Origin of the sequence: Streptomyces sp. NPDC096046, from assembly GCF_040303285.1 — a bacterium.
Taxonomy (GTDB): Bacteria; Actinomycetota; Actinomycetes; order Streptomycetales; family Streptomycetaceae; genus Streptomyces.
In genome coordinates this window covers 79,531-102,873 of record NZ_JBEOSZ010000019.1, presented here as the reverse complement: position 1 = coordinate 102,873, position 23,343 = coordinate 79,531, and the positions used below count along the sequence as shown (strand labels likewise).

20 protein-coding genes are annotated in these 23,343 nt (G+C 71.3%); 14 read left to right on the top strand and 6 right to left on the bottom strand.

Annotated features, from left to right (window positions below; translation table 11 throughout):
- The first annotated feature begins 88 nt into the window (after positions 1-88).
- From ABTX62_RS18780 to ABTX62_RS18765, 4 genes are all read left to right on the top strand, one after another.
- The gene (locus tag ABTX62_RS18780) at positions 89-970 is read left to right on the top strand and encodes a YceI family protein (RefSeq protein WP_352117195.1); all 882 of its coding nucleotides are present in this window, start codon (positions 89-91) and stop codon (positions 968-970) included.
- Positions 971-1,008: 38 nt separating this feature from the next.
- Complete coding sequence (locus tag ABTX62_RS18775; RefSeq protein ID WP_352117194.1) at positions 1,009-1,254, top strand: hypothetical protein; 246 nt, start codon at positions 1,009-1,011, stop codon at positions 1,252-1,254.
- Between the two features lie 75 nt (positions 1,255-1,329).
- A complete protein-coding gene (gene holA / locus ABTX62_RS18770) occupies positions 1,330-2,319 on the top strand; it encodes a DNA polymerase III subunit delta (RefSeq protein WP_283971261.1) in 990 nt (329 codons plus the stop codon).
- A gap of 400 nt (positions 2,320-2,719) precedes the next feature.
- Entirely contained in the window at positions 2,720-3,115 is a 396-nt protein-coding gene (locus ABTX62_RS18765; RefSeq protein ID WP_352117193.1) for a nuclear transport factor 2 family protein, read from the top strand.
- A 176-nt stretch (positions 3,116-3,291) separates the two neighbouring features.
- Here the strand turns inward: ABTX62_RS18765 and rpsT are convergent, their stop codons facing one another.
- Positions 3,292-3,558 (bottom strand): 30S ribosomal protein S20, encoded by a 267-nt coding sequence (rpsT, locus tag ABTX62_RS18760; protein ID WP_053669127.1) that lies wholly within the window; start codon positions 3,556-3,558, stop codon positions 3,292-3,294.
- A 241-nt stretch (positions 3,559-3,799) separates the two neighbouring features.
- On the opposite strand from rpsT, the gene lepA reads away from it, so the two are divergent.
- Together lepA and ABTX62_RS18750 are read left to right on the top strand one after the other, a co-directional pair.
- Positions 3,800-5,668, top strand: a complete 1,869-nt coding sequence (lepA, locus tag ABTX62_RS18755; RefSeq protein ID WP_352117192.1) for a translation elongation factor 4 — start codon at positions 3,800-3,802, stop codon at positions 5,666-5,668.
- Between the two features lie 246 nt (positions 5,669-5,914).
- Entirely contained in the window at positions 5,915-7,789 is a 1,875-nt protein-coding gene (locus ABTX62_RS18750) for an AMP-dependent synthetase/ligase (RefSeq protein WP_352117191.1), read from the top strand.
- 10 nt (positions 7,790-7,799) lie between these two features.
- Here ABTX62_RS18750 and ABTX62_RS18745 read toward each other — a convergent pair whose 3' ends face one another.
- Together ABTX62_RS18745 and ABTX62_RS18740 are read right to left on the bottom strand one after the other, a co-directional pair.
- A complete protein-coding gene (locus ABTX62_RS18745; RefSeq protein ID WP_352117190.1) occupies positions 7,800-8,270 on the bottom strand; it encodes a response regulator in 471 nt (156 codons plus the stop codon).
- On the bottom strand, positions 8,267-12,322 hold the full coding sequence (locus tag ABTX62_RS18740) for a HAMP domain-containing protein (RefSeq protein ID WP_502997975.1): 4,056 nt from the start codon (positions 12,320-12,322) through the stop codon (positions 8,267-8,269). Before ABTX62_RS18740 ends, ABTX62_RS18745 begins: the two co-directional genes overlap by 4 nt.
- Before the next feature lie 192 nt (positions 12,323-12,514).
- Between ABTX62_RS18740 and ABTX62_RS18735 the strand changes: the two genes are divergently transcribed.
- On the top strand, positions 12,515-14,830 hold the full coding sequence (locus ABTX62_RS18735; RefSeq protein ID WP_502997974.1) for a SpoIIE family protein phosphatase: 2,316 nt from the start codon (positions 12,515-12,517) through the stop codon (positions 14,828-14,830).
- A 27-nt stretch (positions 14,831-14,857) separates the two neighbouring features.
- The gene (gene hemW, locus ABTX62_RS18730) at positions 14,858-16,090 is read left to right on the top strand and encodes a radical SAM family heme chaperone HemW (protein ID WP_352117187.1); all 1,233 of its coding nucleotides are present in this window, start codon (positions 14,858-14,860) and stop codon (positions 16,088-16,090) included.
- Between the two features lie 358 nt (positions 16,091-16,448).
- Here the strand turns inward: hemW and ABTX62_RS18725 are convergent, their stop codons facing one another.
- Together ABTX62_RS18725 and ABTX62_RS18720 are read right to left on the bottom strand one after the other, a co-directional pair.
- Entirely contained in the window at positions 16,449-17,252 is an 804-nt protein-coding gene (locus ABTX62_RS18725) for a DUF3097 domain-containing protein (RefSeq protein ID WP_352117186.1), read from the bottom strand.
- Positions 17,253-17,283: 31 nt separating this feature from the next.
- Complete coding sequence (locus tag ABTX62_RS18720) at positions 17,284-18,015, bottom strand: MBL fold metallo-hydrolase (protein WP_352117185.1); 732 nt, start codon at positions 18,013-18,015, stop codon at positions 17,284-17,286.
- Positions 18,016-18,185: 170 nt separating this feature from the next.
- Here ABTX62_RS18720 and hrcA point away from each other — a divergent pair, with 170 nt between their 5' ends.
- Positions 18,186-19,202 carry a heat-inducible transcriptional repressor HrcA gene (hrcA, locus tag ABTX62_RS18715; protein WP_031103805.1) on the top strand — a complete coding sequence of 339 codons (1,017 nt, stop codon included), beginning with the start codon at positions 18,186-18,188 and terminating at the stop codon, positions 19,200-19,202.
- Positions 19,202-20,335, top strand: a complete 1,134-nt coding sequence (gene dnaJ / locus ABTX62_RS18710) for a molecular chaperone DnaJ (RefSeq protein WP_352117184.1) — start codon at positions 19,202-19,204, stop codon at positions 20,333-20,335. Before hrcA ends, dnaJ begins: the two co-directional genes overlap by 1 nt.
- Before the next feature lie 56 nt (positions 20,336-20,391).
- Here the strand turns inward: dnaJ and ABTX62_RS18705 are convergent, their stop codons facing one another.
- Positions 20,392-20,520: a hypothetical protein gene (locus ABTX62_RS18705; protein WP_352117183.1), complete on the bottom strand. Its 129-nt coding sequence runs from the start codon at positions 20,518-20,520 to the stop codon at positions 20,392-20,394.
- Positions 20,521-20,526: 6 nt separating this feature from the next.
- On the opposite strand from ABTX62_RS18705, the gene ABTX62_RS18700 reads away from it, so the two are divergent.
- From ABTX62_RS18700 to ABTX62_RS18685, 4 genes are read left to right on the top strand one after another with little or no spacing between them, the layout of a single operon-like run.
- Positions 20,527-21,600 (top strand): nitronate monooxygenase, encoded by a 1,074-nt coding sequence (locus ABTX62_RS18700; RefSeq protein WP_352117182.1) that lies wholly within the window; start codon positions 20,527-20,529, stop codon positions 21,598-21,600.
- A complete protein-coding gene (locus ABTX62_RS18695; protein WP_352117181.1) occupies positions 21,597-22,337 on the top strand; it encodes a 16S rRNA (uracil(1498)-N(3))-methyltransferase in 741 nt (246 codons plus the stop codon). The genes ABTX62_RS18700 and ABTX62_RS18695 overlap by 4 nt, the downstream gene beginning before the upstream one ends.
- Before the next feature lie 15 nt (positions 22,338-22,352).
- Positions 22,353-22,745: a VOC family protein gene (locus ABTX62_RS18690; RefSeq protein ID WP_352117180.1), complete on the top strand. Its 393-nt coding sequence runs from the start codon at positions 22,353-22,355 to the stop codon at positions 22,743-22,745.
- Between the two features lie 49 nt (positions 22,746-22,794).
- On the top strand, positions 22,795-23,340 hold the full coding sequence (locus tag ABTX62_RS18685; protein WP_352117179.1) for a hypothetical protein: 546 nt from the start codon (positions 22,795-22,797) through the stop codon (positions 23,338-23,340).
- Positions 23,341-23,343 lie beyond the last annotated feature (3 nt).

Genomic DNA, 23,343 nt, shown 5'->3' with positions numbered 1-23,343 from the left:
GAAAGCCTCACCGGTGGTCGAATGCGTCTTCGCACCGTGTGATCAACAGTGATCAACAGGCGATTTCGAGTCATTCAGGGGAGTCGTGATGATCGGCCGCTGGCGGGGAAGCCGCACCGACCGGGTGCAACGGACGAGCCCCCTGGCGGGGGTGCCGACACCGCCGAGCGCCGGGGTGCTGGCCTGCCGGGTGCTGGACCCGGTCAACGAGCCGGTCACCCACGCCGAGTTCGCGGTCACGGACGCCGTGGGGCGGCCGGTGGTCAGCGGGGGAGCGGATCCGTACGGGTCGTTCATGACGACGCTGCCCGCGGGGGAGTACCGGCTCGCGGTGTCGGCGGAGGGATACACGCCGTACCGGGCGACCACGCAGGTCGCGGAGAACGCCCTCGCGTCGCTCGGGGACGTGACGCTGCATCTGGCCCGGCCGCCGGAGCTTCCCGATGCCGGTGACTGGGAGATCGAGCCCGCGCACTCCTCGGTGGGCTTCACCGCGCGGCACATCGGACTGGCCCGGATCCACGGGCGGTTCACGTCGTTCGCGGGCGTCATACGGGTCGCCGATTCGATGGAGCGGTCGGCGATGCACGTGGTGATCGACGCGGCGTCCATCGACACCAACATGAGGATGCGCGACGACCACCTCCGGTCGGCGGACTTCCTGGACGTCGAGAGGTTCCCGACCCTGGAGTTCTACAGCGAGCGGTTCGTGCACAAGGGCGGGAACCGGTGGGCCGTGACCGGGGCGCTGTCGCTGCACGGCGTGACGCGGACGGTCACGCTGGACACGGAGTACCTCGGGCTGGGCAACGGCATGGAGGGCGAGGTGCGGGCGGCCTGCCGGGCCACGACCGAGCTGCACCGGGACGACTTCACCATGAGCTGGCAGACGATGCTGGCGCGGGGCATCGCGGTGGTGGGGCCGAGTATCGGGGTCGAACTCGATGTGCAGGTCGTGCGCAAGGCCTGAGCGGCCGGGCCGCCGTGCCGTGTCGGACAATGTCCGGCGTGAGTGACGTGCGACATGTGCTGGTACTGCCCGACCGTGATGCCGCGGAAGAGGTGGTGGACGCGCTGCGGGAGAGGTTCGGGGTCGCCGAGGAGCCGCAGCTGGTGCGGGACGCGCTGGCCGGTGAGGACGATGCCGAGGACGCGCAGTGGCTGGTCGTCCTGCGGGACGAGGACGGACGGCTGGACCCCGGGGAGCTGGACCGGCTGGCCGGCGAATGGGAGGGCTGGCGGGAGGAACCGTAGGCGCCCGGGTCGTGCGCGGGGGGCCTCCGGGTCCGCCGGGGCCCGATGTCAGTGGCGCGTGGGATGCTTGTCGCGATGGCCAGGAAGACTGCGAACGACGACCCCCTCGCCCCGCTGACGCTCGCCGTGGGCCAGGAAGACCTGCTCCTCGACCGTGCCGTGCGGGAGGTGGTGGCCGCGGCGAAGGCCGCCGACGCCGACACGGACGTGCGGGACCTGACCCCGGACCAGCTGCAGCCCGGCACGCTCGCCGAGCTGACGAGCCCGTCGCTCTTCGCGGAGCGCAAGGTCGTGGTCGTACGCAACGCGCAGGATCTGTCGGCCGACACGATCAAGGACGTGAAGGCGTATCTCGGGTCCCCCGCCGAGGAGATCACCCTGGTGCTGCTGCACGCCGGCGGGGCCAAGGGCAAAGGGCTGCTCGACGCGGCGCGCAAGGCGGGGGCGCGTGAGGTGGCCTGCCCGAAGATGACGAAGCCGGCGGACCGGCTGGCGTTCGTGCGGGGCGAGTTCAGGGTGACGGGGAGGTCCGCCACGCCGGAGGCCTGCCAGGCACTCGTCGACGCGATCGGCAGCGATCTGCGGGAGCTGGCCTCCGCGGTGTCCCAGCTGGTCGCCGACGTCGAGGGGACGATCGACGAGGCGGTCGTCGGGCGGTACTACACCGGGCGGGCCGAGGCGTCGAGCTTCACGGTCGCCGACCGTGCGGTCGAGGGGCGGGCCGCGGAGGCCCTGGAGGCGTTGCGCTGGTCGCTGGCGACCGGGGTGGCGCCGGTGATGATCACCAGCGCGCTCGCGCAGGGAGTCCGGGCGATCGGGAAGCTGTCGTCCGCGCGCGGCGGCCGGCCGGCCGATCTCGCGCGGGAGCTGGGGATGCCGCCCTGGAAGATCGACCGCGTGCGGCAGCAGATGCGGGGCTGGACCCCGGACGGGGTGTCGGTCGCGCTGCGGGCCGTGGCCGAGGCGGACGCCGGGGTGAAGGGCGGCGGCGACGACCCCGAGTACGCGCTGGAGAAGGCAGTGGTCACCATCGCCCGGGCGGCCCGCTCCAGGGGCCGGGGCTGACCCGCCATCTGTGAAGGTGCCGGACGAGGCCCTCGTCATCGGAAGAGGGCGGACTCCGTGCCGCCGCGCCGTAGGGCAGCCGGCCGGGGGTGTTCGTCGACGGGATCCAGACCGTGCTTCTTGTCGGAAGAGGGCGGACTCCGTGCCGCCGCGCCGTAGGGCAGCCGGCCGGGGGTGTTCGTCGACGGGATCCAGACCGCGTTTCTCGGAGGAGAAACGCCGTGCCCGCTCCAGGTCCCGGGCGGGGAGCCCGGTCGCCGCGCGGACCAGGACCGGTGCGCTCGTGCCGTCCGCGTCCATGTCTCCCCTGTGCCGTGATCGAGTCGCCCTCCTCCTGCCGAAGAGGAGAATCGGGTGTATCAGCCGTACGTCGCCAAGTGACGGAAAGGTGGCGAGGGTCATGGCTGAACACCCGCACGCAGCACTGGTCCGCAAGGGATTCGAGGCCTTCTCGCGCGGTGACATGGACACCCTGCGCGGACTGATGGCCTCGGACGCCTCACACCACGTCCCGGGAGATCACCCGTTGTCGGGCGACTTCAAGGGAGTGGACTCGATCATCGAGATGTACGAGCGGCTCGGCGCGGAGACGAACGGGACGATGCGCGCCGACCTCATCAATATCTGTGTCGACGGCCGCGGTCACGCGGTCGGCGTGAGCCGCTTCACGGCCGAGCGCAACGGCAAGCGCCTCGACGACACCGGCTGCATCATCTTCCGGATCGTCGACGACAAGGTCACCGACCTCGACGAATGCGTCGAGGACATCGACAGGAGCAACGAATTCTGGTCCTGAACAGGCCGAAGGCCGGGTTGCCGTCCCATGGGGAACAGGAGGGCACCCGGCCTTCGATTCAAGCTGCTGGATCCGCGCCCGCGTGGCGAACGCAGGCCGCGCGCGGATCCGAGGGGTGCCGGACGGGAGCGGATGAGAGAGGGCCCGCTCGATTCCCTCCGGCGTCACATCAGATGTCAGCCCTTGAGCGCGTCGACCTTCGAAGCCAGCGCCGACTTCTTGTTGGCGGCCTGGTTCTTGTGGATGACGCCCTTGGAGACGGCCTTGTCGAGCTGACGCGCGGCGACGCGCTGGTACTCGGTGGCCTTCTCGACGTCACCCGCGGCAGCAGCCTCACGGGCCTTGCGGATCGCGGTCTTCAGGGAGGACTTGACGGCCTTGTTGCGCAGCCGCGCCTTCTCGTTGGTCTTGATCCGCTTGATCTGGGACTTGATGTTCGCCACGAATGAGCCTTCTCAGGTTCTGGCACGAGACCGCACGGATACCGCACGACGACCGCACCGGGTGATTTCTTGAGGTCGTGCCTCGTGCGAGAGGGCATGAGGCACAGCCACCCAGGCTACCAGTGGCCCCATCCACGGCCCAAACCCGTCCGTGGTCGCCACCCGTGGGACGATGGAGGCTACGTATCGATCCGACCCGAGACCGCAGACACTGCGGACGCCTCAAGAATCAGGACCCTGCGTGCCCGCGATCCCCAGCCACGTGCCCGAGCCGAGCCGTACCGACCCGGCTCTGATCCGCAACTTCTGCATCATCGCGCACATCGACCACGGCAAGTCCACGCTCGCCGACCGGATGCTCCAGCTGACCGGAGTGGTCGAGCACCGGCAGATGCGCGCCCAGTACCTCGACCGCATGGACATCGAGCGCGAGCGCGGCATCACGATCAAGTCACAGGCGGTGCGTCTGCCCTGGGCTCCGACCCATGACAAGAGCAACACGCACATCCTCAACATGATCGACACCCCCGGGCACGTCGACTTCACCTACGAGGTCTCGCGGTCGCTCGCGGCCTGCGAGGGCACCGTGCTCCTCGTCGACGCGGCCCAGGGCATCGAGGCGCAGACCCTCGCCAACCTGTACCTGGCGATGGAGAACGACCTCAAGATCATCCCTGTGCTGAACAAGATCGACCTGCCGGCCGCCCAACCGGAGAAGTTCTCCGAGGAGCTCGCCAACCTCATCGGCTGCGACCCCGACGACGTGCTGAAGGTCTCCGCCAAGACCGGTCTGGGCGTCGAGGCGCTGCTCGACAAGGTCGTCGCCGAGGTCCCGGCCCCGGTCGGCGTCAAGGACGCCCCTGCCCGCGCCATGATCTTCGACTCGGTCTACGACTCCTACCGCGGTGTCGTGACGTACGTCCGCGTCATCGACGGGCAGCTCAACAGGCGCGAGCGCATCCGGATGATGTCCACCAACGCCACCCACGAGCTGCTGGAGATCGGGACGAACTCGCCCGAGATGCTCGCCGCGGACGGGCTCGGCGTCGGCGAGGTGGGTTACCTCATCACCGGTGTGAAGGACGTGCGCCAGTCCAAGGTCGGTGACACCGTCACCAGCCAGTCCAAGGGGGCCGAGGAGGCGCTCGGCGGCTACAAGGACCCCAAGCCCATGGTCTTCTCGGGCCTGTATCCGCTGGACGGCTCCGACTACCCGGAGCTGCGCGAGGCCCTGGACAAGCTCCAGCTCAACGACGCCGCGCTGGTGTACGAGCCGGAGACCTCCGCGGCCCTCGGCTTCGGTTTCCGCGTCGGTTTCCTCGGCCTGCTGCACCTGGACGTGATCCGCGAGCGGCTGGAGCGCGAGTTCGGCCTCGACCTGATCGCCACCGCGCCGAACGTGGTCTACCGCGTCCTCATGGAGGACGGCACCGAGCACACCGTCACCAACCCGAGCGAGTTCCCCGAGGGCAAGATCTCGGAGGTCTACGAGCCGGTCGTGCGGGCCACCATCCTGGCGCCCAGCGAGTTCATCGGCTCGATCATGGAACTGTGCCAGACCCGGCGCGGTGTCCTGCTCGGCATGGACTACCTCTCCGAGGACCGGGTCGAAATCCGCTACACCCTGCCGCTCGCCGAGATCGTCTTCGACTTCTTCGACCAGCTGAAGTCCAAGACCCGCGGCTACGCCTCGCTCGACTACGAGCCCACCGGCGAGCAGACCTCCAGCCTGGTCAAGGTCGACATCCTGCTGCACGGCGACAAGGTCGACGCCTTCTCGGCGATCACCCACAAGGACCAGGCGTACGCGTACGGCGTGCGGCTCGTCGCCAAGCTCAAGGAGCTCATCCCGCGGCAGGCGTTCGAGGTGCCGGTCCAGGCGGCCATCGGCTCGCGGGTCATCGCCCGCGAAACCATCCGTGCCATCCGCAAGGACGTCCTCGCCAAGTGCTACGGCGGTGACATCTCCCGTAAGCGGAAGCTGCTGGAGAAGCAGAAGGAGGGCAAGAAGCGGATGAAGATGGTGGGTTCCGTAGAGGTTCCGCAGGAGGCCTTCATCGCCGTCCTGTCGAGTGATGACAGCGCGGGGTCGGGCAAGGGCAAGAAGTAGTCGCGGATACCGTGGGTTACACCGCAATCCGGGTTGAACAGGGGCTCGTCGCGTGAAATGCGGCGGGTCCCTGGGCGTATCGGGGTAGCTCTCTGGGTGAAGTGACAGGCCGCTGACCCTTACGCAAGGGCCGGTCGCCCTTTACTCTGTCCCTGCTCGATAGTTACTCACGAGTTAAACAAGGGCTCGTGAGTGAACCCAGCCGCACCTGAGCCAGCCGCACCGTCGCGGGCCCCGGAGGATGTCGTGAGCGACACACAGACCCTGATCGAGAACCGTCCGCCCTCCGTGGCGGGCCTCTTCCTGGAGCGCGTGGCGGCCACGCCGGACGCCGAGGCCTATCGGTATCCGGTCCCGTCACCGGCGGGCCAGGGGCCCGACGAGTGGAAATCGCTGAGCTGGGGGCAGGCCGCCGTGCGGGTCTACGCCATCGCGGCGGGGCTCATCGAGCTGGGCGTGCAGCCCGAGCAGCGCGTCGCCCTGGCCTCCAGTACCCGGATCGAGTGGATCCTGGCCGACCTCGGCATCATGTGCGCCGGCGCCGCCACGACCACGGTGTACCCGCAGACCAACGCCGACGAGTCCGCATACATCCTGTCGGACTCCGAGAGCCGGGTGCTGATCGCGGAGAACGCCGAGCAGCTGGCCAAGGTGAAGGAGAAGCGCGCCGAGCTGCCCGAGCTGACGCATGTCGTGGTCGTGGACCCGGCCGGTGTCGAGACCGCCGACTGGATCCTCACCCTGGACGAACTGGAGAAGCGCGGCGCGGCCCGGCTGGAGAAGGACCCGGACCTGGTCAAGGACCGGGTCGGCGCGCTCACCAAGGACCAGCTGGCCACGCTCATCTACACCTCCGGCACCACGGGCCGCCCCAAGGGGGTGCGCCTGCCGCACGACAACTGGTCGTACATGGCGAAGGCGATCGCCGCGACCGGACTGGTCAGCACCGAGGACGTGCAGTACCTGTGGCTGCCCCTCGCGCACGTCTTCGGCAAGGTGCTCACCTCCGGGCAGATCGAGGTCGGGCACGTCACCGCCGTGGACGGCCGGGTCGACAAGATCATCGAGAATCTGCCGGTGGTGCAGCCGACGTACATGGCGGCCGTCCCGCGCATCTTCGAGAAGGTCTACAACGGCGTGGCCGCGAAGGCCCGCGCCGCCGGCGGCGCCAAGTACAAGATCTTCCAGTGGGCGGCCGAGGTGGCCCGCGAGTACGCCAAGGTCTCCCAGGACAACTTCCGCCGGACGGGGACCGCGTCCGTGCCGTTCGGGCTGGGCGCGAAGCACAAGGTGGCCGACGCGCTGGTGTTCGCCAAGATCCGTGACGCCTTCGGCGGGAACCTGCGGGCCTGCGTCTCCGGTTCCGCCGCGCTGTCGCCGGAGATCGGCTACTTCTTCGCGGGTGCCGGCATCCACATCCTGGAGGGCTACGGACTGACCGAGTCCTCGGCGGCGTCCTTCGTGAACCCGGGCGAGGCCTACCGCACCGGCACCGTCGGCAAGCCGCTGCCCGGCACGGAGGTGCGGATCGCCGACGACGGGGAGATCCTGCTGCGCGGCCCGGGCATCATGGAGGGCTACCACAAGCTGCCCGAGAAGACCGCCGAGGTGCTGGAGCCGGACGGCTGGTTCCACACCGGGGACATCGGGGAGCTGTCGCCCGACGGGTACCTGCGGATCACCGACCGCAAGAAGGACCTCATCAAGACCTCGGGCGGCAAGTACATCGCCCCGGCGGAGGTCGAGGGACAGTTCAAGGCGGTGTGTCCGTACGTGTCCAACATCCTGGTGCACGGGGCCGACCGGAACTTCTGCACGGCGCTCATCGCGCTGGACGAGCTCTCGATCACCGAGTGGGCCAAGGAAAACGGGCTCGCGGGGAAGTCGTACGCGGAGATCGTCGCCGCGCCGGTGACCATCGAGATGGTCGACGGGTATGTGAAGCAGCTCAACGAGGGGCTTCAGCGGTGGCAGACCATCAAGAAGTTCCGGCTCCTGCCCCGGGACCTCGATGTGGAGCACGGTGAGATCACGCCGAGCCTGAAGCTGAAGCGGCCGGTGGTGGAGCGGGAGTACAAGCATCTGATCGAGGAGATGTACGACGGCTCTCGCGAGCGGTAGGAGGGGCCGCTCAGGCCCCCGGATCGACCCGGCGCCGCAACTCCTGGATCTCCGCCCTGAGGCGTTCCACCTCCCGGCCCGTGCGGTAGAGGTCCAGGAAGACGCTGACCTTGGCCCTGAGGACCCACGGGTCGAAGGGCTTGGTCACGTAGTCGGCGGCGCCGGTCGCGTAACCGCGGAAGGCGTAGCCCGAGTCGTCGTCCGCGCCGGTGAGGAAGACGATCGGCACCTTCCGGGTCTGGTCGAGGCGTCTGATGTGGGCGGCCGTCTCGAAGCCGTCCATGCCGGGCATGCGGATGTCGAGCAGGACCAGGGCGATCGGCCGCCGCGGCAGGGCCTTCATCGCCTCCTCGCCCGAACGGGCCCGCACCAGCGGCTCGTTCAGGCAGGCCAGGACGGCCTCCAGGGCCGTCAGGTTGTCCTCCATGTCGTCGACGAGGAGGATTCCGGCGCGTTCGGGGTGAGGGGCCGTGCCGCTCATGCCTCTTCTTCCGCGCCCTCGGTGTCCAGCAGTGCGCACACGACCGTCAGCAGGCCGTCGATGTCCACCGGCTTGGGCACGTAGTCGTTGGCGCCGCGGGCGATGGACTTCTCCCGGTCGCCGGGCATGGCCTTGGCGGTCAGCGCCACGATGGGAAGGCCCGCCCAGCGGGGTGTGCGGCGGATCGCGGAGATGGTCTCGTAACCGTCCATCTCCGGCATCATGATGTCCATCAGGACCAGTTCGACGTCCGGGCTGCGCTCCAGTGTCTCGATGCCCTCGCGGCCGTTCTCCGCGTACAGCACGGTCATGCCGACCCGGCCCAGGACATGGGTGAGGGCGAAGACGTTGCGGATGTCGTCGTCCACGATCAGCACCCGCCGCCCGGCCAGGATCCGGCCCGGCCTGCCGGACGTCCACGCCTCCAGCCTGGTCGGCGTGGGCCACGCCTCGTCCGTGTCGTGCGCCACGGGAAGGGGCCCGGCGTCCGACCGGAGCGGCGGGGGCGGGTCGGTGCGCTCCTCGGGCAGCGGCACGGGAGCCGGGTGACCCGGGCAGACGACGGGGACATAGAGGGTGAACGTGGAGCCCCTGCCGGGTTCGCTCTCGGCGACGATCCGGCCGCCGAGCAGGCCCGCGATCTCCCGGCTGATGGACAGGCCGAGGCCGGTCCCGCCGTACTTGCGGTTGGTGGTGCCGTCGGCCTGCTGGAACGCCTCGAAGATCACCGGGAGCTTCTCCGGCGCGATGCCGATGCCCGTGTCGGAGACGGCGAACGCGACGACGTCGTCGGTGTCCCGGGCTCCCCCACTCCCGGCTTCTCCGCCCCTCTCGGCTTCCCTCGACCGGGGGGACCCCCGTCGGTGCTCGGCGTCCCGCACCCGCTCCACCCGCAGCTCGACCTTGCCGTTCGCGGTGAACTTGATCGCGTTGGACAGCAGGTTGCGCAGGATCTGCTGGAGCCGCTGTTCGTCCGAGTACATCTCACGCGGTACGTCCTCACCCACCGCCAGCTCGAAGGCGAGCCCGCGGTCGATCGTGAGGGGGCGGAACGTCGCGTGCACGTAGTCGAGCAGCTTGATCAGCGGCAGCCGTTTGGGGCGTACGTCCATGCGGCCGGCCTCGATCTTCGACAGGTCCAGGATGTCGTTGATCAGCTGCAGGAGGTCCGAGCCCGAGCGGTGGATCGTCGCCGCGAACTGCACCTCCTGGTCGGAGAGATGGCCGTCCGGGTTGTCGGAGAGCAGCCGGGCCAGGATCAGCAGGGAGTTCAGCGGCGTGCGCAGCTCGTGCGACATGTTCGCCAGGAACTCCGACTTGTACTGCGAGGACGTGGCCAGCAGGGCGGCCTTCTCCTCCAGTTCGGCGTTGGAGCGCTGGAGTTCGCCCTGCTGCTTCTGGAGTTCGTCCGAACGCTCCTGGAGCTGCGTGGCGAGGCGCTGGGACTCGCCGAGCAGGGACTCCGTCCGGGAGTTGGCGATGATGGTGTTGATGGCGACGCCGATGGTGTTGACGAACTGGTCGAAGAACGCCAGGTGCACATCGGAGAAGCGCGAGAACGAGGCGAGTTCGATGACACCGAGGAGCTTGTCCTCGAAGAGGATCGGGATGATGACGATCGTGGTCGGAGCCGCCTCGCCCAGCCCGCTGTTGATCTTGATGTAGTCGGGCGGGGCGCCCTCGACCAGGATCCGCTTCTTCTCCCGGGCCGCCTGCGCGACCAGACCGTGTACCGGCAGGCCGCCGGTCTCGACGGTCGTGTCCTGGGCGGCGCCGTAGCCGGCGATGAAGGCCAGGCCCTTGATCGGCGCGGTGGTGCGCGCGGCCGCGCCGTCCTCGTCCGGGTCGGCCAGGTAGAACGCGCCGTACTGGGCGTTCACCAGCGGGGTCAGCTCGCGGAGTATCAGGTCGGCGACCTCCATCAGGTCCCGGTGGCCCTGCATCAGGGCGGCGAGCCGGGCCAGGTTGGACTCCAGCCAGTCCTTCGCGCGGGTCGTCTCGCGGAGGTTGGCCACCATCAGGTTGATGTTGTCCTTCAGCTCCGCGACCTCGCCCTGCGTCTCCACCGTGATCGAGCGGGACATGTCGCCCTGGGCCACGGCGGAGGCGACCTCGGCGATCGCCCGGACCTGGGTGGTGAGGTTGGAGGCGAGTTCGTTGACCTTCGTCGTCAGGCGCTTCCAGGTGCCGTACACGCCCTCGACCCGGGCCTGGCCGCCGAGCCGGCCCTCGCTGCCGACCTCGCGGGCCACGCGGGTGACCTCCGAGGAGAACGAGGACAGCGTGTCGACCATGGTGTTGATGGTGGTCTTCAGCTCCAGGATCTCGCCGCGCGCGTCCACGTCGATCTTCCGGGACAGGTCGCCCTGCGCCACGGCCGTCGCCACCTGGGCGATGTTGCGCACCTGGGAGGTGAGATTGTCGGCCATGGAGTTGACGTTGTCCGTCAGGTCCCGCCAGACGCCGGAGACACCCAGGACCTGGGCCCGGCCGCCGAGCCGGCCGTCGGTGCCGACCTCGCGGGCCACCCGGGTCACCTCGTCGGCGAAGGCGCGCAACTGCTCCACCATCGTGTTGACGGTGTCCTTCAGCTCCAGGATCTCCCCGCGCGCGTCGACCGTGATCTTCTTCGACAGATCGCCGTTGGCGACGGCCGTCGTCACCTGGGCGATGTTGCGGACCTGCGAGGTCAGGTTCAGCGCCATGAAGTTGACGTTGTCGGTGAGGTCCTTCCAGACGCCGGAGGCGCCCCGGACCTGAGCCTGGCCGCCGAGGTTGCCCTCGGTGCCGACCTCGCGGGCGACGCGGGTGACCTCGTCGGCGAACGCGGACAGCTGGTCCACCATCGTGTTGATCGTGGACTTCAGCTCCAGGATCTCGCCCTTGGCCTCCACCGTGATCTTCTTGCCGAGGTCGCCCTGGGCGACGGCGGTGGAGACGAGGGCGATGTTGCGGACCTGGGAGGTGAGGTTGTCGGCCATGAAGTTGACGTTGTCGGTGAGGTCCTTCCACACGCCCGAGACGCCCCGGACCTGAGCCCGGCCGCCGAGGTTGCCCTCGGTGCCGACCTCGCGGGCGACGCGGGTGACCTCGTCGGCGAACGCGGACAGCTGGTCCACCATCGTGTTGATGGTCGACTTCAGCTCCAGGATCTCGCCCTGCGCGTCGACCGTGATCTTCTGCGACAGGTCGCCGTTGGCGACGGCCGTCGTCACCTGGGCGATGTTGCGGACCTGCGAGGTCAGGTTCGACGCCATGAAGTTGACGTTGTCGGTGAGGTCCTTCCACACGCCCGACACGCCCCGCACCTGCGCCCGGCCGCCCAGCCGGCCCTCGGTGCCGACCTCGCGGGCGACGCGGGTGACCTCGTCGGCGAACGCGGACAGCTGGTCCACCATCGTGTTGACGGTCAGCTTCAGTTCGAGCAGCTCGCCGGTCGCCTCCACCGTGACCGTGCGCGTCAGGTCGCCGCGGGCCACCGCCGTCGTCACCGCCGCGATGTCCCGGACCTGGGCCGTCAGACGGGCGGCCATCGTGTTGACGGCCTCCGTCACGTCCCGCCAACTGCCCGACAGGCCCTGCACCTTGGCCCGGCCGCCGAGCCGGCCCTCGGTGCCGACCTCCCGGGCGACCCGGGTCACCTCGCCGGTGAACAGGGAGAGCTGGTCCACCATCCTGTTCACGGCCCGGCCGAGGCGCCGCAGGTCGCCGCGCAACTCCCTTGTGCCGTCGTGCAGATCGACCCGCTGGGTCAGATCGCCGCCGGCCACCGCGTCCAGTACGCGCGTGGCGTTCGCCGCCGGGGCGACCAGGGCGTCGAGCAACTGGTTCACGTCGTCGACGCGGGAGGTCCACAGGCCCTGGCCCGGGCTGGCCGAGAGGCGCTCGTCGAGCCGGCCGTGCCGCACCAGCTCCCGTCTGACGCGTCGGGTCTCGGTGGTGAAATGGATGCTGCGGTCCATGATCTGGTTGAAGACCGCGGTGAGTTCGGCCACCATCCCATGGCCGGTTTCCGGCACCTTGGCGAAGTCGCCGTCCCGCGCGGCTGTCATGGCGGCGAGTAGAGGACGCAGATCGGATGAACGAATCTGACCGTCTTCGTGCCGGTCTTCGACCACAGGAGTAGCACTGTTCTCACTCATGGCGGCCCACTTCGGTAACTCGGCGCTTATGGGCGTGGTCAGTCTGTCACTCTGTCGGCATCGACTGTGGCGTATTCGTACGAACTGCCCGGGGAGCTGTCCATGGGGGCCATTCCGACGCAACGGGAGACCGCTTCCCGTGCCTCAGGGGCGCCTGCACACGCTGGGGAGACGCCCGTGCCGGTCCAGGAGGGGCCCGTTTCCGAGGAGCCCGCACCGCCCGCTGAGGTGATCACACCGCCCGCCGGGGCGCTCGCCCCCGATACGCGTGCGACCGCCCGCGCGACGCCCGGGTCCGCATCCGAGGCGCCCGCGCCGGAGCACGCGCGGGCGCACGCGACCCTGCCCGGCAGCCCTCTCGCGCCGGGCGCCGCCCGCGCCCTGGTGCGCGCGGCGCTCGTCGAGTGGACCGGGCTCGGCCTGCCCGGTGCCGGGCGCCTCACCGACCGCCTCACCGACCGCCTCGCCGACGACGCCGCGCTCGTCGTCAGCGAACTCGTCACCAACGCCGTCGTGCACGCCGGCACCGCCGTCGAGGTGGAGTGCCGGCTCGAAGGCGGCACCCCGGACACGGCCGCGCTCGTCGTCGAGGTCTCCGACCACCATCCCTCCCGCGCCCCGCGCGGCAGCGAGCCGGAGACACCGCACGACACCCCCGAGTACGGGCGCGGCCTGCGGCTGGTCGGCGCGCTCTGCGAGGCGTGGGGGATCACGTACCGCACGGGGCGCAAGACCGTGTGGGCGCGGCTGCCCGCCGCGGGCTGCGCGGCGGGCGAGCAGATCGAGGCGTACGCCGGGGAGCGCGCGCTGGCGCGCCACCTGCGGGTGGCGGAGATCCTGGCGCCGGAACCACGCCAGGGCGGCGAGGCGGGGGAGACCGTCCTGGCCTGGCGTGCCGGGGGAGAACTGTGGGACTCGCGGGAGGGCGGGGAGACGTGGGACTCGCGGGAGGGCGGAGAGGCGCGCGACTGGCCCGCCCTGCGTGAGTCCCGTGACCTGCGTGACTGGAACGACTTACGGGACTGGCGGGACCGGCACGAGAACGGCCACGGACGCCACGGTCCCGACGGCGCCTGGCTCGGCCGCGGCGCCCTCTCCTTCCTCGCCGAGGCCTCCGACCTGCTCGCCGGACAGCTCGACGAGGACCTGGTCGCGGCCCTCGCCGGGCAGCTGATCGTGCCCCGGCTGGCCGACTGGTGCGCGGTGTGGCTGGAGGACGAGGCCACCGGCGACGGTTGGAGGGGCGGAGCCGGTGCGGGCGGCCCGCGCCTGGCCCGGGTGTGGCACGGCAGTGAGAACCGCATCGAGGAGCTGCGCCGCGCCCTGGAGAAGGACCCGCCGCAACCGTTCGGCCCGATGGGGGCGGCCCCCTTCGAGCGCGGTCGGGAGCAGGGCGGGCCCGGGCCCGTCGCCTACCCCTGGCCCGCCGAGGCGCTCGGTGACGACGCCGGTGAGCCGGGCGCGGCCCTCGCGTACCGGCTGGTCGCCGGGGGGCGCCCGCTGGGCACCCTCGTCATCGGCCGGTCCGGGGCGGCCGGCTTCCCCGACGAGATCACCGGCCTCGTCGAGGACCTCAGCCGCCGGGTGGCCCTCGCCATCGGCGCCGCCCGGCAGTACGCCCGTCAGGCCACCATCAGCGCCGTACTCCAGCGCGGGCTGCTGCCGGGCGCCGTGGCCGAGATCCCCGGCATGCGCAGCGCCCTCGTCTACGAGCCGTGCGACAAGGGCGGGCCGAGCGGTGACTTCTACGACCTGTTCCCGGCCGGTGACGGCCGCTGGTGCTTCGCCGTCGGCGACGTCCAGGGCAAGGGGCCCGAGGCGGCCGTCGTGATCGGCCTGGCCCGGCCCTGGCTGCGGCTGCTGGCCCGCGAGGGCTACCGGGTCGCCGACGTCCTGGACCGGCTCAACCAGCTCCTGCTCGACGACGCCACGGAGGCCGCCGACGCGGCGGCCCGGGCGCTGGTCGCCGCGGGCGCGCGGCCGACCCCGCCCGGCGACGGTCCCCAGACGCGCTTCCTGTCCCTGCTGTACGGGGAACTCGTCCCCTTCGACGGCGGTGTCCGCTGCACCGTCGCCTCCGCCGGGCACCCGCTGCCCCTGCTGCTCGGGGCGGGCGGCGAGGTCCACACGGCGGCGACGCCGCAGACCCTCCTCGGCGTTGTTGAGGACGCCACCTACACCAGTGAGACCTTCGAACTGCGGTCCGGCGACACGCTGCTGTGCGTCACCGACGGCGTGACCGAGCGTCGCTCGGGCTCCCGCCAGTTCGACGACGGGGACGGTCTCGCGGCGGCGCTGGCCGGCTGCGCCGGGCTGGACGCGGATCTGATAGCCGAGCGGATCAAGCGGCTGGTGCACGACTTCGGGGCGCGGCCCCCGGCGGACGATCTCGCGCTGCTGGTGCTCCAGGCGGACTGACCGCCCGGGTGCTGGACAATGGAGGGCATGCCTTCCGCACTCCCCGACGGCGAGCCCGTCCCCGACGACGGCGCGCTGCCCGCGTCCGCCCTCGCCGGGGCCGCCGATCGTCCGCTCGGGTTCTATCTGCACGTCCCGTACTGCGCGACCCGCTGCGGCTACTGCGACTTCAACACGTACACCGCGACCGAGCTGCGCGGCACCGGCGGCGTGCTGGCGTCCCGCGACAACTACGCCGAGACGCTGGCCGACGAGGTCCGGCTGGCGCGCAAGGTGCTGGGCGACGATCCGCGGCCGGTGCGGACGGTGTTCGTGGGCGGGGGGACGCCCACGCTGCTGGACGCCGGTGACCTCGTCCGGATGCTGAAGGCCGTCCGGGACGAGTTCGGGCTGGCGGCGGACGCCGAGATCACGACCGAGGCGAACCCGGAGTCGGTGGATCCCGCGTATCTGGCCGCCCTGCGCGAGGGCGGCTTCAACCGGATCTCCTTCGGGATGCAGAGCGCGCGGCAGCACGTGCTGAAGGTGCTGGACCGCACGCATACGCCGGGGCGGCCCGAGGCGTGTGTGGCGGAGGCCCGGGCGGCCGGGTTCGAGCACGTCAACCTCGACCTGATCTACGGCACCCCCGGCGAGTCCGACGACGACTGGCGGGCCTCGCTGGACGCGGTGCTGGGCGCCGGACCGGACCATGTCAGCGCGTACGCCCTGATCGTCGAGGAGGGCACGCAGCTGGCCCGCCGGATCCGCCGGGGCGAGGTGCCGATGACCGACGACGACGTCCACGCCGACCGGTATCTGATCGCGGACGAGGTCCTCTCCGGCGCCGGCTTCGCGTGGTACGAGGTGTCGAACTGGGCGACCTCCGAGGCCGGGCGCTGCCTGCACAACGAGCTGTACTGGCGCGGGGCCGACTGGTGGGGTGCCGGGCCCGGTGCGCACAGTCATGTGGGCGGGGTGCGGTGGTGGAACGTGAAGCATCCGGGGGCGTACGCGGCCGCGCTGGCTGCGGGGAGGTCGCCGGGGGCGGGGCGTGAGGTGCTCTCGCAGGAGGACCGGCGGGTCGAGCGGATCCTGCTGGAGCTCCGGCTGCGGGACGGGGCGCCGTTGTCGCTGCTGCGGGAGGAGGGGCTCGCGGCGTCTCGGCGGGCCCTGTCCGAAGGATTGCTCCAGGAGGGGCTGTATGCGCAGGGCCGTGCTGTGCTGACCTTGCGCGGGCGGTTGCTGGCGGACGGGGTGGTGCGCGATCTCGTGGACTGAGGTGCTCGGGGCCGGTGCTGCGGCCGGGCGGGTGCGCGGCCCGGCGTAGCGGGGTGCCTCCCCGGGGTCCCGGGGTCCCCGGATTCCCCGGCTTCCCGGGGTCCCCGGATTCCCCGGATTCCCCGGCTTCCCGGGGTCCCCGGATTCCCCGGATTCCCCGGATTCCCCGGATTCCCCGGCTTCCCGGGGCCCCCGGGCTCCCCGGACTCCCCGGGCTCCCCGGGGTCCCCGGCTCCCCGGCTCCCCGGGGTCCCCGGAATCCCCAGGGTCCGGGGAATCCCCGGGCTCCCCGAGCAGGGGCGCCCTCAGCGCCCACCTGGGCCGCCGCAGCGGCACGATGGCCCGCAGTCGAGCGCGGCTACGGCGCCGTGACGAAGTCGATCAGTTCCTCGACCCTGCCCAGCAGCTCCGGCTCCAGGTCCTTGTACGAGTGCACCCCCGACAGGATCCGCTGCCAGGCCGCCCCCGTGTTCTCCGGCCAGCCCAGGGCCCTGCACACGCCCGTCTTCCAGTCCTCGCCGCGGGGGACGCGGGGCCAGGCGCCGATGCCCAGGGACGACGGCTTCACCGCCTCCCAGACGTCGATGTACGGGTGGCCCACGACCAGGGCGTGGTCACTGGTGACGGACCGGGCGATGCGCCACTCCTTCGAGCCCGGGACCAGGTGGTCGACCAGGACGCCGAGGCGGGCGTCCGGCCCGGGGGCGAACTCGGAGACGATCGAGGGAAGGTCGTCGACGCCCTCCAGGTACTCCACGACCACGCCCTCGATGCGCAGGTCGTCGCCCCACACCCTCTCGACCAGCTCGGCGTCGTGGCGGCCCTCGACGTAGATGCGGCCGGCGCGGGCCACGCGGGCGCGCGCGCCGGGGACGGCGACCGACCCGGAGGCCGTGCGGGCGGGACGCGCGGGGCCGCCCGGGGCCGGGCGGACGAGGGTCACCACCCTGCCCTCCAGCAGGAAGCCGCGCGGCTCCAGGGGAAACACCCGGTGCTTGCCGAAGCGGTCCTCCAGCGTCACCGTGCCCGCCTCGCAGCGGATCACCGCACCGCAGAAGCCGGTCCCCGGCTCCTCCACGACCAGACCCGGCTCCGCCGCGACCTCTGGCACCGGCTTGGGCTTCTTCCACGGGGGAGTCAGATCGGCGGAGTACTGGCGCATTCGAATGACGATAGGAGAAGGCGAACGGCGATCACCGCGACACGCCGAAACGCGCCGCCAGCGCGTCGCGTTGCGCCCGCACGAACGCCGCGTCCACCACCGCTCCGTGACCGGGGACGTACAGCGCGTCCTCGCCGCCCAGGCCGAGCAGCCGGTCCAGGGCGGCCGGCCAGTGCGACGGCACGGCGTCCGGGCCCGCCTGCGGCTCACCCGACTCCTCGACCAGGTCGCCGCAGAACACCACCTCCGGATCTCCCGGCACCAGCACCGCCAGGTCGTACGCGGTGTGCCCGGGGCCGACGTTCGCCAGCAGGACCTGCCGGCCGCCGCCCAGATCGAGGGTCCACTCGCCGGAGACCAGATGGCCGGGCGGGGCCAGCCGCTCCGCCGCCTCCCCGGCCGTGTCAGCCGCCAGACCGTTGCGCACCGCGTCCGCGCGCAGGTCCTCCCGGTCCCGCACCCGCGTCAGCACCGCGTCCACGCCCACCGCGCCGAACACCTCGGTGTCCGTGAAGGCCGCCGCCCCGAAGACATGGTCGAAGTGGGGATGGGTCAGCGCGAGATGCGTCACACGGTGACCCGCGGCCGCCCCCGCCTGCGCCCGCACCTTCGCGCCCTCGGCGAGGCTCGACCCCGCGTCGATCACGAGGGCGGCGCCGTCGCCGACCACCAGCCCCGCCGTGCAGTCCCACACCGGCAGCCGGCACCGCCCCACCCCGGCGGCCACGCGCTCCCACCCGAGGTCTTCCCAAGTCACCGTCATACGGCGACGCTAGCGGTGCGCCTCGCCCGGGGCACGGCGCCGCACGACCAGCCTTGCCGGGGGTGTACCCCACCGCCGTACACTGGGCCGGGGAATGCTGGCACTCGCACGCGCAGAGTGCCAGGCCGGACCGGCAGGGCAGCAGACGGAGACATCTGGAGGTGTGCGCGATGCTCAGTGAACGCAGGCTTCAGGTGCTGCGCGCCATCGTCCAGGACTACGTCGGCACCGAGGAGCCGGTGGGCTCCAAGGCCCTCACCGAGCGGCACAGCCTCGGCGTCTCCCCGGCCACCGTCCGCAACGACATGGCGGCCCTGGAGGACGAGGGATACATCGCCCAGCCGCACACCAGCGCCGGGCGCATCCCCACCGACAAGGGCTACCGGCTGTTCGTCGACAAGCTCGCCGGCGTCAAGCCGATGACCGCGCCCGAGCGGCGCGCGATCCAGAACTTCCTCGAGGGTGCCGTCGACCTCGACGACGTCGTGGCGCGCACGGTACGGCTGCTCGCGCAGCTCACGCGCCAGGTCGCCGTGGTGCAGTACCCGTCGCTGACCCGCTCGACCGTGCGGCACGTGGAGTTGCTCTCCCTGGCGCCCGCCCGGGTGATGCTCGTGCTGATCACGGACACCGGGCGGGTCGAGCAGCGGGTGGTCGACTGCCCGGCGCCCTTCGGCGACGCCTCGCTCGCGGATCTGCGCGCGCGCCTCAACAGCCGGGTGGCGAACCGCCGTTTCGCGGATGTGCCCAGTCTGGTGGAGGATCTCCCGGAGGCGTTCGAGCACGAGGACCGGGGTACGGTCTCCACGGTGCTCTCCACACTCCTGGAGACGCTCGTCGAGGAGAACGAGGAGCGGCTGATGATCGGCGGCACCGCCAATCTGACCCGCTTCGGTCATGACTTCCCCCTCACGATCCGGCCGGTGCTGGAGGCGCTGGAGGAGCAGGTCGTGCTCCTGAAGCTGCTCGGCGAGGCGCAGGATCCGGGCGTGACCGTACGGATCGGTCACGAGAACGCCCACGAAGGACTCAACTCCACGTCCGTCGTGTCGGTCGGCTACGGTTCGGGCGGCGAGGCAGTCGCCAAGCTCGGCGTGGTCGGACCGACCCGCATGGACTACCCGGGAACGATGGGAGCGGTACGCGCAGTGGCACGGTACGTCGGACAGATCCTGGCGGAGTCGTAGTGGCCACGGACTACTACGCCGTACTCGGCGTGCGCCGCGACGCGTCGCAGGAAGAGATCAAGAAGGCCTTCCGGCGGCTCGCCCGCGAGCTGCATCCGGACGTCAACCCCGATCCGAAGACCCAGGAGCGGTTCAAGGAGATCAACGCCGCTTACGAGGTGCTGTCGGACCCGCAGAAGAAGCAGGTCTACGACCTCGGCGGCGACCCGCTCTCGCAGGCCGGCGGCGGCGCGGGCGGCTTCGGAGCCGGCGGCTTCGGGAACTTCTCGGACATCATGGACGCGTTCTTCGGCACGGCGTCGCAGCGCGGACCGCGCTCGCGTACCCGCCGCGGCCAGGACGCCATGATCCGTATCGAGGTCGAGCTCGACGAGGCCGCCTTCGGCACGACGAAGGACATCCAGGTCGACACGGCCGTCGTCTGCAACACCTGCAGCGGTGAGGGCGCGGCCCCGGGCACCTCCGCCCAGACGTGTGACATGTGCCGCGGCCGAGGTGAGGTCTCGCAGGTCACCCGCTCCTTCCTGGGCCAGGTCATGACCTCGCGCCCCTGCCCGCAGTGCCAGGGCTTCGGCACGGTCGTCCCGACGCCGTGCCCCGAGTGCGCGGGCGACGGCCGCGTCCGGTCCCGCCGCACGCTCACGGTCAAGATCCCGGCCGGTGTCGACAACGGCACGCGCATCCAGCTCGCCGGCGAGGGCGAGGTCGGCCCCGGCGGTGGCCCGGCCGGTGACCTCTACGTCGAGATCCACGAACTGCCCCACGCGCAGTTCCAGCGCCGCGGCGACGACCTGCACTGCACGGTGACGCTCCCGATGACTGCGGCCGCCCTCGGCACGAAGGTGCCGCTGGAGACGCTCGACGGCCTCGAAGAGGTCGACATCCGCCCGGGCACCCAGTCCGGCCAGTCGATCCCGCTGCACGGCCGGGGCATCACCCACCTGCGCGGCGGCGGACGCGGCGACCTCATCGTCCACGTCGAGGTCACCACCCCGACCAAGCTCGACCCCGAGCAGGAACGCCTGCTGCGCGAGCTCGCCAAGCTCCGCGGCGAGGAGCGCCCCACGGGCCAGTTCCAGCCGGGTCAGCAGGGGTTGTTCTCGCGGTTGAAGGATGCCTTCAACGGGCGCTGACGCGGGTGCTCGGGGTGCTGCCGGGGGTTCGGGGGTTTGTCCCCCGGGTGGCGTGGTCAGCCGGGTCGGCAGGGGTTGTTCTCGCGGTCGAAGGACGCCCGCAGCGGGCGCTGGAACGGGTCGTGCTTCTGGTCTATGCCAGTCGGCAGGCCGGTTTCGGGGTTGTTCGGAGGACGTGACAACATGCGGTCATGTCCTCCGCACTGACCGATCTCTTCCCCCTCCCGATCGTGCAGGCCCCCATGGCGGGCGGCGTCTCCGTGCCGCAGCTCGCCGCCGCCGTGTGCGAAGCGGGAGGGCTCGGTTTCCTCGCCGCCGGGTACAAGACCGCCGACGGGATGTACCAGGAGATCAAGCAGCTTCGGAGCCTCACCGGCAGGCCCTTCGGCGTCAACGTGTTCATGCCGCAGCCGGAGTACGCCGACCCCGCCGCCGTCGACGTCTACGCCCACCAACTGGCCGGCGAGGCCACCTGGTACGAGACCGAGCTCGGCGATCCGGACAGCGGACGCGACGACGGCTTCGAGGCCAAGCTCGTGGTGCTGCGCGACAACCCCGTGCCGGTGGTGTCGTTCCACTTCGGTGTCCCCGGCCGTGAGGTCGTCGACACCCTGCACCGGGTCGGCACCTTCGTCCTGGCCGCCGCGACCACTCCCGACGAGGCCCGGGCGGTGGAGCGGGCGGGCGCGGACGCGGTCATCGCCCAGGGCGTCGAGGCGGGCGGCCACCAGGGCACCCACCGGGACATCCCCGAGACGGACGGGTCCGGCATCGGGCTGCTGTCGCTGATCGCCCAGGTCCGCGAGGCCGTGAGCATCCCGGTCATCGCCGCGGGCGGCATCATGCGCGGCGGCCAGATCGCCGGGGTCCTCGCGGCGGGCGCGAGCGCGGCCCAGCTGGGCACCGCCTTCCTCGCCACGCACGAGTCGGGCGCGAACGCCCTGCACAAGCAGGCGCTGACCAACCCCCTGTTCGTGCGTACGGAGTTGACCCGGGCGTTCTCGGGCCGTCCGGCACGCGGCCTGGTCAACCGGTTCCTGCGTGAGCACGGCCCGTACGCGCCCGCCGCCTACCCCGAGATCCACCACCTCACCTCGCCGCTGCGCAAGGCCGCCGCCAAGGCCGGCGACGCGCAGGGCATGGCGCTGTGGGCCGGGCAGGGGCACAAGATGGCGCGTGAGCTGCCCGCCGGGCAACTGGTCGAGGTGCTGGCCGGTGAACTGGCCGCCGCCCGGGCCTCGTCGACGGGCGGTGGCGTGCTGTGACCGCGCCGGTGTTCGTGGTCGGGCACTTCGACGCGGGCGGCGGCGGCCGGTACGTCCTCGACGGGCCGGAGGGGCGGCACGCCGTCTCCGTGAAGCGGCTGCGGGCCGGTGAGGACGTCGTCCTCACGGACGGGGCCGGCCGCTGGGCGGACGGTGTCGTGCTCGACACGGAAGGCAAGGACCGGCTGATCGTCCAGCTGGACTCGGTGTCCGAGGAGCCCGAGGAGCAGCCTCGGGTCACCGTCGTCCAGGCGCTGCCCAAGGGCGACCGGGGCGAGCTCGCCGTCGAGACGATGACCGAGACCGGCGTCGACGCGATCGTGCCCTGGGCGGCGGCTCGCTGCATCACGCAGTGGAAGGGCGACCGCGGGGTCAAGGCGCTGGGCAAGTGGCGGGCGACGGCCCGGGAAGCCGGCAAGCAGTCCCGCCGGGTGCGCTTCCCCGAGGTCGCGGAGGCGGCCACGACCAAGCAGGTCGCCGCCCTGCTCGCCGGGGCGGACTTCGCCGCCGTGCTGCACGAGAGCGGGGACGCGCCGCTGGCCACGGCCGCGCTGCCGGCCACCGGCGAGATCGTCCTGGTCGTGGGGCCCGAGGGGGGCGTGGCGCCGGAGGAACTGGCGCTGTTCGAGGAGGCGGGGGCGCAGGCGTACCGCCTCGGGCGCAGTGTGCTGCGCACATCGACTGCCGGGACGGCCGCCGCGGCCGTACTCCTGGCACGCACCGGACGCTGGTCCTGACCGCTTGGAGGCACCGTGGAACTCGCCCAGGTTCGTCTGCTCGTGACCGACTTCTCCGCTTGTTACCGCTTCTACGGCGAGGTCCTCGGCCTCAAACCGCAGTCGGGCGCGGCGGACGGTCCGTACGAGAAGTTCAGCCCCGCCGTGGGCTCAGCGGGAATCGCGTTGCAGGACCGGTCGGTGATGGCCGAGGTGCTCGACGAACTGGGCGACCCGGCGGCCGGTCACCGCTCCCTGGTCGTGCTGCGGGTGGACGGGCTGGACGCGTACTGCGAGGAGATCACGATGCGCGGCGCCACGGTGCTGCACGGCCCGGTGCTCCTGACGGACCGTATGCGGGTGGCGCATCTCAAGGACCCCGAGGGCAACTTGGTGGAGCTCCAGGAGTGGCTGCTGCTGCGCGGCTGACGCCTTTGCGCCCTACCGCGCGGCCCCCGTCGGTGGCAGGCTCCCCTTCATGGGGGCTTCGAGGAGGAATCGGCTGGGGCCGCGCGGTCGGCGGGTGGCGGTCGCGGCGACGTTCGCCGCGGTGGCGGTGGGCGGCGCTGTGGCCTGCGAGCCGGGCAGCATCAGCTCGGCGTCCGTCGCGTACACCACCGACGAGACGGTGACCAAGGAACTCAACCGGCAGAAGGCGGGAGTGCGTTGGCTCACCTGCACCGCCTCCTACGGGGAGAGCGGCGGGAAGTCGTCACCCTCGGCGCGTGAGCGGACCGTCGCGACCGTCGACTGCGAGGGCGAGACGAACGACGGCAAGGAGATCACCGTCGACGGCAAGGTCACCCACGCCGTGAACGGGGCCTGCGTGCGCGGAGACATCACCGCCAAGGTGGACGGCAAGGTGTGGTTCGAGGTCGACGGGCTCGGCGACTGCGACTCCACCAGCCCGCCGCCCGTCGGCGGGCCCGCGAACGGCGGGCCCGGTCCGACCGTCACCGTGACCGTCACCCAGACCATCTGGTGCGAGCGGTACCCGGACTGCCGCCCCGTCGAGGGCAAGTGATCC

What these genes read in the sequence shown, in the direction of transcription:
- ABTX62_RS18685 (WP_352117179.1), top strand. Translation starts at nt 22,795, where the DNA reads ATGGGGGCTTCGAGGAGGAATCGGCTGGGGCCGCGCGGTCGGCGGGTG.
- ABTX62_RS18745 (WP_352117190.1), bottom strand. Translation starts at nt 8,270, where the DNA reads ATGAGCGGCACGGCCCCTCACCCCGAACGCGCCGGAATCCTCCTCGTC.
- ABTX62_RS18735 (WP_502997974.1), top strand. Translation starts at nt 12,515, where the DNA reads ATGGGGGCCATTCCGACGCAACGGGAGACCGCTTCCCGTGCCTCAGGG.
- hrcA (WP_031103805.1), top strand. Translation starts at nt 18,186, where the DNA reads ATGCTCAGTGAACGCAGGCTTCAGGTGCTGCGCGCCATCGTCCAGGAC.
- ABTX62_RS18700 (WP_352117182.1), top strand. Translation starts at nt 20,527, where the DNA reads ATGTCCTCCGCACTGACCGATCTCTTCCCCCTCCCGATCGTGCAGGCC.
- ABTX62_RS18725 (WP_352117186.1), bottom strand. Translation starts at nt 17,252, where the DNA reads ATGCGCCAGTACTCCGCCGATCTGACTCCCCCGTGGAAGAAGCCCAAG.
- ABTX62_RS18705 (WP_352117183.1), bottom strand. Translation starts at nt 20,520, where the DNA reads ATGTTGTCACGTCCTCCGAACAACCCCGAAACCGGCCTGCCGACTGGC.
- ABTX62_RS18740 (WP_502997975.1), bottom strand. Translation starts at nt 12,322, where the DNA reads ATGACAGCCGCGCGGGACGGCGACTTCGCCAAGGTGCCGGAAACCGGC.
- holA (WP_283971261.1), top strand. Translation starts at nt 1,330, where the DNA reads ATGGCCAGGAAGACTGCGAACGACGACCCCCTCGCCCCGCTGACGCTC.
- hemW (WP_352117187.1), top strand. Translation starts at nt 14,858, where the DNA reads ATGCCTTCCGCACTCCCCGACGGCGAGCCCGTCCCCGACGACGGCGCG.
- ABTX62_RS18780 (WP_352117195.1), top strand. Translation starts at nt 89, where the DNA reads ATGATCGGCCGCTGGCGGGGAAGCCGCACCGACCGGGTGCAACGGACG.
- ABTX62_RS18720 (WP_352117185.1), bottom strand. Translation starts at nt 18,015, where the DNA reads ATGACGGTGACTTGGGAAGACCTCGGGTGGGAGCGCGTGGCCGCCGGG.
- ABTX62_RS18765 (WP_352117193.1), top strand. Translation starts at nt 2,720, where the DNA reads ATGGCTGAACACCCGCACGCAGCACTGGTCCGCAAGGGATTCGAGGCC.